General features: G+C 63.1%; 9 protein-coding genes and 1 pseudogene. 6 read left to right on the forward strand and 4 right to left on the reverse strand.

Annotated elements, in window-relative coordinates:
• Nucleotides 1-1274: tetratricopeptide repeat protein (locus ACZYOF_RS38095; RefSeq protein WP_463718973.1), on the forward strand; the 1274-nt coding region annotated here is incomplete at its 5' end.
• Nucleotides 1275-1432: 158 nt separating this feature from the next.
• Nucleotides 1433-3487 carry an acetoacetate--CoA ligase gene (locus tag ACZYOF_RS38100; RefSeq protein WP_463718974.1) on the forward strand — a complete coding sequence of 685 codons (2055 nt, stop codon included), beginning with the start codon at nucleotides 1433-1435 and terminating at the stop codon, nucleotides 3485-3487.
• Nucleotides 3488-3502: 15 nt separating this feature from the next.
• Here ACZYOF_RS38100 and ACZYOF_RS38105 read toward each other — a convergent pair whose 3' ends face one another.
• Together ACZYOF_RS38105 and ACZYOF_RS38110 are read right to left on the reverse strand one after the other, a co-directional pair.
• Nucleotides 3503-4141: an alpha/beta hydrolase gene (locus tag ACZYOF_RS38105; RefSeq protein WP_463718975.1), complete on the reverse strand. Its 639-nt coding sequence runs from the start codon at nucleotides 4139-4141 to the stop codon at nucleotides 3503-3505.
• Nucleotides 4138-5073, reverse strand: a complete 936-nt coding sequence (locus ACZYOF_RS38110) for a ring-cleaving dioxygenase (RefSeq protein WP_463718976.1) — start codon at nucleotides 5071-5073, stop codon at nucleotides 4138-4140. Before ACZYOF_RS38110 ends, ACZYOF_RS38105 begins: the two co-directional genes overlap by 4 nt.
• 271 nt (nucleotides 5074-5344) lie before the next feature.
• Here ACZYOF_RS38110 and ACZYOF_RS38115 point away from each other — a divergent pair, with 271 nt between their 5' ends.
• Nucleotides 5345-6238, forward strand: coding sequence for a LysR family transcriptional regulator (locus ACZYOF_RS38115; RefSeq protein WP_282531349.1), 894 nt, complete (start codon nucleotides 5345-5347; stop codon nucleotides 6236-6238).
• A gap of 115 nt (nucleotides 6239-6353) precedes the next feature.
• Here ACZYOF_RS38115 and ACZYOF_RS38120 read toward each other — a convergent pair whose 3' ends face one another.
• A complete protein-coding gene (locus ACZYOF_RS38120; protein WP_463718977.1) occupies nucleotides 6354-7328 on the reverse strand; it encodes a quinone oxidoreductase family protein in 975 nt (324 codons plus the stop codon).
• Nucleotides 7329-7513: 185 nt separating this feature from the next.
• A complete protein-coding gene (locus ACZYOF_RS38125) occupies nucleotides 7514-8503 on the reverse strand; it encodes an NADPH:quinone oxidoreductase family protein (RefSeq protein ID WP_463718978.1) in 990 nt (329 codons plus the stop codon).
• 203 nt (nucleotides 8504-8706) lie between these two features.
• Between ACZYOF_RS38125 and ACZYOF_RS38130 the strand changes: the two genes are divergently transcribed.
• From ACZYOF_RS38130 to ACZYOF_RS38140, 3 genes and pseudogenes are all read left to right on the forward strand, one after another.
• Entirely contained in the window at nucleotides 8707-9753 is a 1047-nt protein-coding gene (locus tag ACZYOF_RS38130; protein WP_463718979.1) for an AraC family transcriptional regulator, read from the forward strand.
• Nucleotides 9754-9860: 107 nt separating this feature from the next.
• On the forward strand, nucleotides 9861-11387 hold the full coding sequence (locus ACZYOF_RS38135; RefSeq protein ID WP_463718980.1) for an acyl-CoA synthetase: 1527 nt from the start codon (nucleotides 9861-9863) through the stop codon (nucleotides 11385-11387).
• Between the two features lie 35 nt (nucleotides 11388-11422).
• Nucleotides 11423-12627 (forward strand): annotated as a pseudogene (locus ACZYOF_RS38140) (ABC transporter substrate-binding protein).
• The last annotated feature ends 273 nt before the right edge of the window (nucleotides 12628-12900 follow it).

Genomic DNA, 12900 nt, shown 5'->3' on the forward strand with positions numbered 1-12900 from the left:
GAGGTCCCTTCAGAGGGGAGCACCCAATCATCGCCCAGCGGCAGCGTCAATCACCCCGATCGGGCAATCCAAAGCATTCCGCGCAAGTCAAGGCCGGGCACGGCGATCCTCTCGTGACGCTCACATTCCAGCTAACGTCACGCCAATCAGATGAGTTCGCCAAGAGCTTAGTTGAGTTATTGCTGGGCTATACTGCAGGCGACTCAGTTCCGATTGCGCTAATCGATTCAGTAACGATTGCCGCAATTCGAAGTAATAAAGTGGCTCCGGGATGGACACAGCAGCTCATCCTTCCATCGCACTACATATGGTTGGCACGGGACAGCTACAACAAGGGCGACTATCCTCACGCATTGGATTTCTCACAACGCGCTCTAAATTTGTCGTCCACAATGACGCCAGAAGCTCGTCTTGAGGCTCTTCGTTTCGGCGGACTATCGTGCGCGCGTATTGGAGCTGAAGACGATTTTAAAGCCATCGTTAGACAGATCGACCAATTGGGACTCAAGAGAGCTCGGGGCATCAAACACTTCTTGACGGGCTTCTTCTATCGGCGGCGCGGGCAACTGGAAACTGCTCAAAATGAACTTGAAAAAGCGTTCGGACTGATCCCGGGGAACATTGACGTCGAAAGAGAACTCTTAAGCGTGTTACTAGCTCGGAAGGATTTCGATGAGGCACTTCGCCTCGCAGATAATCTGGTTCAACGGGCTGAAAGCAATCCTTACGTCTTGGACGGCTACTTGCAAGCGAGAATCGCTGTTGCGTCGAATGTCGACGCTTTACTGTACGACTCAAACTTCACCGATAGACTTGAGCAATTGGAGGAAGTCGGCGACGGGCCTGGGTTATCGTTCTTTGCATTGAGAAAAGCTGATCTCGCTCTCAAGAAGAGAAACAGGAACGACGCCCTAAAGTACACTGCTCAGGCGCTAAGCAATACTCCCAAGCTTCCAGCCGCCCACGCAGCGAGGACAAGAGCGCTGATTTTCGATGGGGACTACGACAAAGCTTATGAGCAGTTGAAGGTATTGGAGCAGCTACGGGCACGAGGCGACGGAAGAAAGGAGGGATTAGAGCAACTGCTGCTTTTTCAGGTACGGTTCGAGTACAATGCACAACGGAATCGCTTTGATCTATGCAAAACAGACATTGAAAACGTGAGTCGGTTAGATTCAAAACAAGCAAAGCTAATGAAGTTGGATCTTGTGCACCAGATATCTTCTCAGGGGTCGGCAATCGACAATTCTCTAAGGGAGTGGCTGAAGAAGTAACTCAAACCACAGCGGGACAGGCACACCCACATTCCCCGATTTTGTCGATATCTGCACGCGGTGTCACGTTGGCCGCAAAGACATTCCTGCCCGGGTTCCGCTATGCTAGGGCTTTCATTTCAAGCGGCGCTTACTGCCGCGATGCAAGTCGAAGAACAATGACCGCACCTTACGTTCCGCAGATCGCCCTTTATCGCCGCTGGCTGCAAGAGCAGCGCGGCCTGAGCTTTTCCAGTTTTGAGGACATGCGCCAGTGGTCGGTGCGCGACCTCGACGTCTACTGGCAGAGCATCTGGGACTATTTCGACTTGCGCTCGCCGACGCCGCACCGCGCGGTGCTGGCGGAACGGAAGATGCCGGGCGCGGTCTGGTTTCCCGGCGCCTCCGTCAACTACGCCCAGCAGGTGTTTCGCCACGTCGAGGCCGCCGATGCCGCGGGCTTGCCGGCGATCGTGAGCAGCGGCGAAGATGGCGTGCTGAAGGAAACGAGCTGGCCCGAATTGCGGCGACAGGCGGCCGCGCTTGCGGTTCACTTGCGGGAGAAAGGCGTCAAGCCCGGCGACCGCGTCGCGGCCTATCTGCCTAATATCCCTGAGACCATCATCGCGTTCCTCGCCACCGCGAGCCTCGGCGCGATCTGGAGCGTCTGTGCGCCCGACATGGCGGCGCCGGCGGTGATCGATCGCTTCAAGCAGATCGAGCCGAAAGTGCTGATCGCCTGCGATGCCGTCACCTATGCCGGCCGGCGGCATGACCGCCGCGCCGTGGTCGACGAGCTCCGGCGCTCGCTGCCGACGGTCAAGCACTTCATTCTGCACAGGGACGCGGAGAGCGCTGAGACCGCCGATCCGCTGTTATCGGCGATCTCCGCCCGCCGGAGTCCCGCGATCGATGCGTTCGAGCCGGCGTGGCTGCCGTTCGATCATCCGCTCTGGATCGTCTATTCCAGCGGCACCACCGGCTTGCCGAAGCCGATCGTGCACAGCCATGGCGGCATCATCATCGTGGTGTTGCCGCTGAACACGTTGCACAACGACATCGGCTGCAGCTACCAGCCGAACTCGTTTGGCGAGCGCTTCCATTGGTACAGCTCGACCGGCTGGATCATGTGGAACTGCCAGGTCAACGGGCTCCTGGGCGGCACCACCTGCTGCATCTTCGACGGCAGCCCCGGCGGATCAAAGGATAAGCCGGATTGGACCACGCTGTGGCGTTTCGTGGCCGACGCCAAGGTGACGGTGTTCGGCGCCGGCGCGGCGTTCTTTGCCAATTGCACGAAAGCGGAGATCGATCTCGCTGCCGTCGGCGACCTCTCGCGCCTGCGCGCGCTCGGCTCGACCGGTTCGCCGCTGAGCGCCGACACGCAGGCCTGGTTCAATGAGCGCTTCGCCGCGCTCTCAAAGATCAACGGCAACGCCGCACAGGCGGACATGTGGTGGGCGAACATTTCCGGCGGCACCGACTTTGCCGGCGCCTTCATCGGCGGCAACAGGGAATTGCCGCAGACGCCGGGCACGATGCAATGCCGGATCCTGGGCTGCGCCGTCGAGGCATTCAACGAGCAGGGCCGCGCCGTGATCGACGAGGTCGGCGAGCTCGTCTGCACCGAGCCGCTGCCGTCGATGCCGCTGCGCTTCTGGAACGATCCTGATGACGCGCGCTACCGCGCCAGCTATTTCGAGACCTATCCGGATAATTTCGACGGCAGCGGACGCGGTCCGGTGTGGCGGCATGGCGACTGGCTCAAGGTCGCCGCCGACGGTTCCTGCGTGATCTATGGCCGGAGCGATGCCACCATCAACCGGCACGGCCTGCGCATGGGGACGAGCGAACTCTACTCGGCGATCGAGGCACTCCCGGAGATCCTGGATTCGATGGTCATAGATCTCGAATATCTCGGGCGCGAAAGTTACATGCCGCTGTTCGTGGTGCTGCGCGATGGCATCGCGCTCGACGAGGCGATGAAAGCAAGGATCAACAAGGCGATCGAAGCCGGCCTGTCCCGCCGCTTCCTTCCCAATGAGATCTTCCAGGTGCCCGAAATTCCGCGCACGCTATCGGGCAAGAAGCAGGAGCTGCCGATCAAGAAGCTCCTGCTCGGCCACCCGATCGAGAAGGTCATCAACAAGGATGCGATGGCCAATCCGGGATGTCTGGAGTGGTATCTCGCCTTTGCGGATAGTTATCTGCAAAAGAGTGCGGGCGCCGTATAGGCAGCGCCCGCATTGTTAGGCGGACTGAGGCGTCCGCTTCTTCACCCGCTCCAGCCACTCGCGCGTGAGCACGAGGTCCGCCTGCGAGAGTTGATGGCCGACCGGCAGGGTGCGGTACGTGACGTCGGCGCCGGCGTCGAGCAGCATCTCCGCGAGTTTCGCCGAGTTGGAGCTCGGCACGATCGGGTCCATCTGTCCTGAGGCGATCAGCACCGGCATGCCACCCAGTTGAGCGGGCGGTGGATCGGACAGCGGCACCATCGCGCGCAGCAGCGCCGCGCCCGAAAGCGTGCCGGGGCGAAGCAGCATCATGGCCGCGGCGATGTTGGCGCCGTTCGAATAGCCGACCGCCACCGGCGCGCCGATGCCGAGACGCCGGCGCATCGCGTCGACGAAGTCGGCCAGTTCGACGGCGCGCCGCCGAACGTCGTCCTCATCGAACACTCCCTCCGCAAGACGGCGGAAGAAGCGCGGCATCCCGTTCTCCAGCACGCGGCCGCGCGGCGACAGCAATGCCGAATCCGGCGACAGCATCCGTCCAAGGTCCAACAGATCGTTCTCGTCGCCGCCGGTGCCGTGGAGCAGCAGAAGGGGCGGAGCGCCCGCCCCTTCCGCCGGCACGAAACGATAGACGAAAGGCGTCTCGTTGGTCATGCGACTTCTCCCAGTTCAGGCAGCACGCTTTCGATCTCCTTGCGATGCCGCTCGAGGAACGACGGCAGCTTCAACGCGTGGCCGAGGCTCTCGACGGGCTCGTCGACCGCGAAGCCGGGAATGTCGGTCGCGATCTCGAACAGCACGCCGCCGGGCTCGCGGAAATAGATCGAGCGGAAGTAGTTGCGATCCCGCTGCTCGGTCGGATGCAGGCCGTGCGCCGAGACCAGCTTCTGCGCCATCTGGCCCTGCTCGACATCATCAGCCGCGCGGAACGCGATGTGATGCACCGAGCCGACGCCCTGGCGACCGCGCAGGAAGCCCTTGGCCTCGTAGATGTCGACGACGCTTCCCTTGACGTCACCGGGAGCAGCGAGGCGGATCACCGAACCCTCGCGCGCGACCTCGCGGAAGCCGAGCACATCGGTGAGGATGGCGGCGGTCTTCGCGGCAGTCTCGAGCAGCAAGGTCACGCCGTGGAAGCCGCGGATGGCGTGCTCAGCAGGCACATCCCCATTGCTCCAGGCCGACTCGTCTTCCGCGCCGGGAATGCCGACCAGCGCGAGCGCCATGCCATCGGGATCGGTGAACGGCAGGACCGACTCACCAAAGCGCTTCTCCAGCGGCTGATGGGGGATGCCCTTCTCGACGAAGCGCTGCACCCAATAGCCGAGCGAGCGCGCCGGCACGCGGAAGGCGGTCTGATGGGTCTCGCCGACGCCACGGCGGCCGGCGGGCGCGCCTTCCCAGGGGAAGAACGTCAGGATGGTGCCGGGATGGCCGACCGCGTCGCCGTAATAGAAATGATAGGTCGTGGGGTCGTCGAAATTGACGGTCTTCTTGACGAACCGCAGGCCGAGGTCGCGCGTGTAGAAATCGAAATTCTTCAGCGGGTTGCCGGCGATGGCGGTGACATGATGGATGCCAGACATTGGTCTCTCCTGATTAATTCGGGAGCCCGATCGGGCTCGTTGTTGGCAATATTGGCCCGCTATTTTCTGAGAACAATCCATGCTTTCATGGCGCCACTGTCTACGATTTGAGGACAATCCCGATCGCATGGTCATTGCGAGCCACCGGGTCGGCGCGTAGCGCCGCCCGATGACAGGCTCCGCGAAGCAATCCACCTCGCCGCGTGCGGAGCCATGGATTGCTTCGTCGCTACGCTCCTCGCAATGACGGGTGAAATGAGCCGGAGGCAAGATGGACAAGGTTGCGAGCCTGCGGGCGTTCGTGAAGGTCGTGGAGACCGGCAGTTTCGCCGAGGCCGGCCGGCAGCTTCGGCTCTCCCGCTCCGCGGTCAGCAAGTATGTGGCCGAGCTCGAAGAGAGTTTGGGCGTGCAGCTCCTCAACCGCACCACCCGCCATGTCAGCGCCAATGAGAGCGGCCAGATGTATTTCGAGCGCGCGCTCTCGATCCTGTCCGAACTCGACGCGGCGGATCAGGCGGTGTCGCAGGCGCAATCGACGCCGCACGGACTGCTTCGCGTCAACGCGCCGATGTCGTTCGGCACGCTGCGGCTCGGCCCGGCGGTCGCGGACTTCATGGGGAAATATCCGAAGATCCAGCTTCAGCTCGTCCTGAGCGACGACCTGCTCGACCCCGTGCAGGACGGCTTCGACGTCACGTTACGGATCGCGGAGCTGGAATCATCGAGCCTGATCGCGCGCAGGATCGCGCCGATCGACCGTGTCGTTTGCGCTTCGCCGGACTACCTAGCCAAGCACGGCACGCCGGCCCATCCGCGCGATCTTCGCGAGCATGCTGCGCTGACCTATGGCTTCCTGCTGACCGGCAACCAATGGAAGCTGACGGGTGCGGATGGCGATCACTGGATCCAGCCATCCTGGTCGCTATGCGCGAACAACGCAGAGGTGCTGCGCGACGTCGCCACGAAGGGCCACGGGATTGCGCTGATCCCGACCTTCATCGCCGGCGATGCGCTCCACACCGGAGCGCTGAAGACCATCCTCGCGGACTATCGCGCACCACCGCTGACGCTCTATGCGATCTACCCTCCGACCCGCCACCTCTCGGTGAAGGTGCGGCTGTTCATCGACTTCCTGGTCGAGCGTTTTGGGGCTGGGACGGATTAGTGCGTCGTTCCGTAGCCCGGGTGGAGCGCCCGCGTAACCCGGGACATCTGCGTCCGCGTTGCGAGCGGTCCCGGGTTACGCGGGCGCTCCACCCGGGCTACGACACTGAGCGCACTCACACCAGGAACACCGTGGATCCCGTGGTCTTGCGGGCGGCGAGATCGGCGTGCGCCTTGGCGGCGTCCTTGAGCGGATAGGTCTGGTTGATCTCGATCTTGACCGCGCCTGATTTCACCACGTCGAACAGTTCGTTTGCCATCGCCACCAGGTTCTCGCGTTTGGCGCCATAGGTGTTCAGCGTCGGGCGGGTCACGTACAGCGAGCCCTTCTGTGCCAGCAGGCCGAGGTTGAGCGGCTCGATACTGCCGGAGGACTGGCCGAACAGCACCGCGACGCCGAGCGGCGCCAGGCAGTCCAGCGATTTCAGGAAGGTGTCCTTGCCGACGGAGTCGTAGACAACAGGCACCAGATTGCCTCCGGTGATCTCCTTGACGCGGGCGACGAAATCCTCGCGCGTGTAGACGATGGTGTGCGCGGTGCCGTGGGCTTTCGCGAGTTTCGCCTTCTCGTCGGTCGAGACCGTGCCGATCACGGTGGCGCCGAGATGCTTGGCCCACTGGCCCAGGATCAGTCCGACGCCGCCGGCCGCGGCATGCAGCAGGATCGTGTCCCCGCTCTTGACGCGATAAGTCTGGCGAATGAGGTACTGCACCGTAAGGCCCTTGAGCATCATCGCCGCCGCGGTCTTGTCATCGATGCCGTCGGGCAATTTGAGCAGACGGTCGGCCGGGATCAGCCGCTCCTCGGCATAGGCGCCGAGCGGCGAGTTGCCATAGGCGACGCGATCGCCCGGCTTGAGGTCGGTGACGCCGGACCCGACTTCCTCGACGATTCCAGCGCCCTCGCTGCCGAGACCACTCGGCAGCGGCACACCGTAGACGCCCGCGCGGTTATAGATATCGACAAAGTTCAGGCCGACTGCCGTGTGACGGACCCGCGCTTCGCCGGGACCAGGCTTGCCGAGCTTGACCTCTTCCCATTTCAGAACCTCGGGACCGCCGGCCTGATGGAAGCGAAACGCGTGTGTCATGAGAAACTCCTGCAGCGCGGGATGATTGTGAATCTCGGCGAAAGCGGCGAATGCAATCCATTTCGCCGGCCGCAGACCATATCAGCGTGCCGCATGGCGGCAAGCGGCGCCCACGGTCATCTTGCCGTGAGACCTTGATGCATTGCAGAATTTCCAATCGCGCAGATCGGGCTGGGATGCGCAGGTCAGATCACCACAACGACCTTACCGAGGGCGCGCCGGTCGGCGAGGTGCTGGATCGCCTTGCCGCCCTCCTGGAGCGGGAATTCGGCGCTGATACCTGATGACAGCATGCCTTGCGAATACCAGGACCGGAGCGCACGCCGATTCTCGGCGACGCCTGAATCCTGTGACAGCGTGAACGTGCGCCAGTTGATCCCAAGCACATCGCAATTCTTCAGCAGAGGAAGGTTGAGCGGCAGTGACGGAATGCCTGCGGTAAAGCCGAGCACGAGGTAGCGCCCGCCCTCTGCGATGCAGCGAATGGCGGCTTCCGAGAGCCATCCGCCGACGGGATCGATGATCACGTCGGCGCCGCGCGAACCGACCGCCTGCTTCAGCCGCGCAGCGAGCTCGCGACCATCCCCTGTTGTGTCGGCCGAATAGACCACGCCCTCGGCGGCGCCGTGCTGGCGAGCGAAGCCCAGCTTCTCGCCCGATGATGCCGCGGCGACGACGCGGGCGCCGAGATTGCGCGCGACCTGCACGGCGGCAATGCCGACGCCTCCTGCTGCGCCCAGCACGAGCACGGTTTCGCCGGCGCGCACGCCGGCACGGGTGTGCAGCGCGTAATAGGCTGTCTCGAAGGTGAACTGCATGACCGCGGCATCGACGAACGACATGCCGTCGGGAATCGGGCTGCAGCGCGTGGCATCGACCGCGACGAACTCCGCCATGCCGCCGGTTCCGGTCCGCGCCGCGACCCGATCACCGACGCGCAGCGCGGCAACCCCTTCCCCTGCCGCGGCCACGACGCCGGCCACCTCAGCTCCGGGCGCGAAGGGCCGCGGCGTCTTGACCTGATAGCGATCCTGGATCGTGAGAAAGTCCGGATAGTTCACGCCGCACGCCTTCACCGCCACCAGCACCTGTCCCGGCCCGGGCACCGGCTCCGGCACATCGAGCAGCCGCAGGGTTTTGGGCCCGCCCGGCTCGCAACTCATCAACGCGCGCATCAGTGTCCTCCGGCGGCGATCTCATCTCTTTGTTGAGCATGATCTTTTCGGAAAACCGGTTTCCACTTTTCCGGATCATGCTCTAGCGGCGACAATGAAAAGAAGTCCCGCACCCGCAATGACGAAAACGATCAGTTGCGTTGACCTTGCCTGCCACAGGAATGGTGGCGACGGAACAATCCGGGCGCTAACATGACCACGCCATGCCGGGAGCCTCTGCCGCACTTCGATCATCACGCGCTGCGCCGTCGCGTTCAGCGATCGACTCCGGCTATGTCGGCCTCGTGCTGAGCGGCGTGCGCGAGGCCGGCTTCGATATCGACCGGCTGCTGGCGCGCGCCGGCATCACGCCGGAGCAGCTCGAGAAGCCGGGCGCCCGGCTGCCGCAGGACCAGTTCGCCCGCCTGATCGCGATCCTGACCCGGGAGACGCGCGACGAGCTCTGGCTTTTGTGCAACCGCCCGATCAAGCCCGGCACCTTCCGCATGATGTGCCGGCTATTGATCCGCTGTGCCAATTTGCGCGAAGCGATCCGGATCGGCTGCCAGTTCTATCATCTGGTCACGGACGATTTCGTGGTGCGGCTGGCGGAGGGCCCGGATGACGCCTCGCTCTATGTCACCGACACTATCGCCCAGCCGAACCGGCGGCGCATGGTCAATGGCGCGATCCTGCTGTTCGCCTATGGGCTGATGTGCTGGCTGGTGGGCCGCCGGCTGCCGTTGATCACCGTCCACTACGTCTTCCCGGAAGAACCGTTCAGCGGGGAGCTCGAGCTGTTCTACCGGGCGCCGATGCTGTTCGATCAGCCGCGCACCGAAATTCGCTTCGACGCTGAGTTGCTTGATCTGCCAATCATGCCGGACGAGGAGCGGCTGCGGCGTTTCCTCGCATCGATGCCCAATGCGCTTCTGGTGCGCTACCGCGACGACAGCAGCATGGCCGAACGGGTGCGCGGCATTCTCCGCCGCAACCTCAAGCGTCCGCTGTCGTTCGAGGACATCGCCGGGATGCTGGCGGTCTCGCCGCAGACGCTGCGCCGCCGCCTGCTCGAAGAAGAGAACTGCGGCTTCCAGGAAATCAAGGACCGGCTGCGGCGCGACCTCGCCACTCACCTGCTGCAGAAGTCCCGCCTGTCGCTGGAGGAAATCGCGGTCTCGCTCGGCTTCTCCGAACTCAGCACCTTCCATCGCGCGTTCAGGCGCTGGACCGGCGTGACGCCCGGCGAGTTCCGCGAGCGCCGCAAGTGACGCAGTCGGATTCCGCCAATCGGATTGGAATGCGCGGTCATTCAATGATGCAGCCTTGATGCGGATAATCCCCGCAAGGCCGAGTTCTCGGTCAACACGGGGAAGAAATGCCAATCCTGCGCCAATGGGCTGAACGTCATCCCGACAAGACCGCCGCGCTCGTCGCCTTTTCCGACCAAGCGATTACCTATGGCGAGCTCGACCGCCGCGCCAATGCCGTCACACAGCTCCTGATCTGGATGGGGCTCGCCGCCGGCGACGGCATCGCGATCATGCTCGACAACGACCCTACTTATTTCGAGCTGATCTGGGGCGCGCGACGCCACGGCGTCTATTACACGCCTGTCAGCACGCATCTGAGGCCCGAAGAGGCGGCCTATATCGTGCGCGACAGCGGCGCCAAGCTGTTCTTTGTCGCCGCGCGTTTTGCGGACGCGATCCAGGCGCTGCTCGCCGACAATCCGCACCGGTGCGCGGTGTACGCGCTGGGCGGCGCGTTGGACGGCAGCTTTCACTATGCCGCGGAACTTGCCCGCTTCGATCGCCTGATCGAGATCCCCGACGGGCCCGTCGGCAAGGATTTCTTCTATTCCTCAGGCACGACCGGCAGGCCGAAGGGTATCAAGCAGCCGCTCTTCGCCGACCTCCGCCAGGCCCAGGCCTCCGGCGACTGGGTGCGCGACAATTTCGGCTTCGCGGAGGATACGGTCTATCTCTCTCCCGCACCCCTGTACCATGGCGCGCCGCTTCGCTTCACCCTGCGCACGCTGGAGAGCGGCGGCACTGCAGTCATCATGAAGAAGTTCGTACCCGAGCAGGCGCTGGCCGCGATCGAGCATTACCGCATCACCCACAGCCAGTGGGTGCCGACGATGTTCTTCCGCCTGCTCGCGCTGCCGGACGAGATACGCGCCCGCTACGATCTCTCATCGCATCGCTGCGCGATCCACGCCGCCGCACCTTGTCCGCCCGAGCTCAAGGAGCGGATGATCGACTGGTGGGGCCCGATCGTCTGGGAATATTACGCGGGCTCGGAGCGCAACGGCGCCACCTGCATCTCGACCGCTGACTGGCTGACGCACCGCGGCTCGGTCGGGCGCGCCTGCGTCGGCACCATCCATATCCTCGACGAAGCGCAGAACGAACTTGGCCCCCGCGAGATCGGTGACGTCTATTTCGACGGCCCGCAATTCGTTTATCACAATGATCCCGAGAAGACCGCGCGCTCGCGAAACGCCAAGGGCTGGTCGACCATCGGCGATGTCGGCTATCTCGATCACGACGGCTATCTCTATCTGACCGACCGCCGCTCGCACATGATCATCTCCGGCGGCGTCAATATCTATCCCGCCGAGATCGAGAACCGCCTGGCGCTGCATCCTGATGTCGCTGATGTCGCCGTGTTCGGAATTCCCAATCCGGAATATGGCGAGGAGGTCAAGGCGGTGGTGCAGCTCAGGGAGCCGTCGAAGGCATCATCGGCGCTTGCGGACGACCTGATGGCGTTCTGCCGGGACGGCCTGTCGCATGTCAAATGCCCACGCTCGATCGATTTCGAGGCCGAGCTGCCGCGGCAGGAGAACGGCAAGCTGTTCAAGCACGTGCTGAAGCAGCGCTATCTGCAGCCGGCCTGATCAGAGATCATCAACAACGAAGACAGGAAAAGAGCATGAAGAAGCTCATGGTGGCGACCTGTGCAATCGCATGGGCGGGGTTGTCGTTCTCCGCATTCGGGCAGGAGAAGAACTACGGACCGGGCGCGACTGATAGCGAGGTCAAGATCGGCCAGACCATGCCCTATAGCGGCCCGGCGTCGAGCTTCGCGGCGATCGGGCGTGCGATGACCGCTTACTTCCAGAAGGTGAATGCGGAAGGCGGCGTCAACGGCCGCAAGATCAACCTGGTCTCGCTCGACGACGGTTATAGCCCGCCCAAGGCGGTGGAGCAGACCCGGTCGAAAGCGAGGAGGTGCTGGCGATCGTCGGCACCTTCGGCTCGCCGACCAACTTCGCCACGCAGAAGTACCTGAATGCGAAGAAGGTGCCGGGCCTGTTCCTCGGCACCGGGGCCAACCGCGTCTCCGAGCCCGCGACCTATCCGTGGTCGATGGGCTGGCAGCCGAACAACCATGCCAAGGGCGTGATCTACGCCAAATATCTCCTCAAGGAGCGGCCGAATGCGAAAGTCGCGGTGCTGTTCCAGAACGACGATTTCGGCCGCGATCACCTCAAGGGCTTTCGTGACGGGCTTGGCGACAAGGCCGCCACGATGATCGTCAAGGAGCTCAGCTACGAGATCGCCGAGCCGACCATCGACTCGCAGATCCTGATCCTGAAGGCCACCGGCGCCGACGTGTTCCTCGACATTTCGACGCCGAAATTCTCCGCGCAGGCCATCAAGAAGATGGCGGAGACGAAATGGGATGCGCTGCATCTTCTCAGTGACGCCGCCGGCTCGATCTCCAGCACGCTGGTGCCGGCGGGGCTGGACAATTCCAAGGGCGTCATCACCGTCGCCTTCCGCAAGGACCCGAACGATGCGGCATGGGCCGACGATGCCGGCATGAAGGAATATCTCGCCTTCATGAAGCAATACATGCCCGAAGCCAACCCGTCCGAGACCTATCACGTGTTCGGCTATGCGACGGCGCAGACCTTCGTTCACGTCTTGAAGAATTGCGGCGACGACCTGACTCGCGAGAACCTGATGAAGCAGGCGACCAGCATCAAGGATCTCGTCCTCCCGATCATGCTTCCGGGCATCAAGCTCAACACCACCCCGACGCGCTACACGCCGATGAGCCAGGAACAATTGATGCAGTTCGACGGCGTGAAATGGAAGCCGGTCGGCGAGGTGATCGACGCGGAGAAGTGAGGCTTGCGACCACCTCTCCCCGCTCTTGCGGGGAGAGGTCGGAATTCAAGCAAAGCTTGAATTCCGGGTGAGGGGGCTCTCCACGCATGTATCTCTCGCCGTATTCGCGGAGACAGCCCCTCACCCCAACCCTCTCCCCGTAAGAACGGCTGTCCGATTCACACATCGCGGAGCGCCAGACTGGTACCAAATTTGATGCGCTGGAAGGCTTCGAGCCCCAGGCGCATCGTTTTCGGCCCGGGCTTGCCATAGTAGCCGTCCCATCCGCCCAGA

The organism is Bradyrhizobium sp. LeoA1Lang (assembly GCF_055413685.1).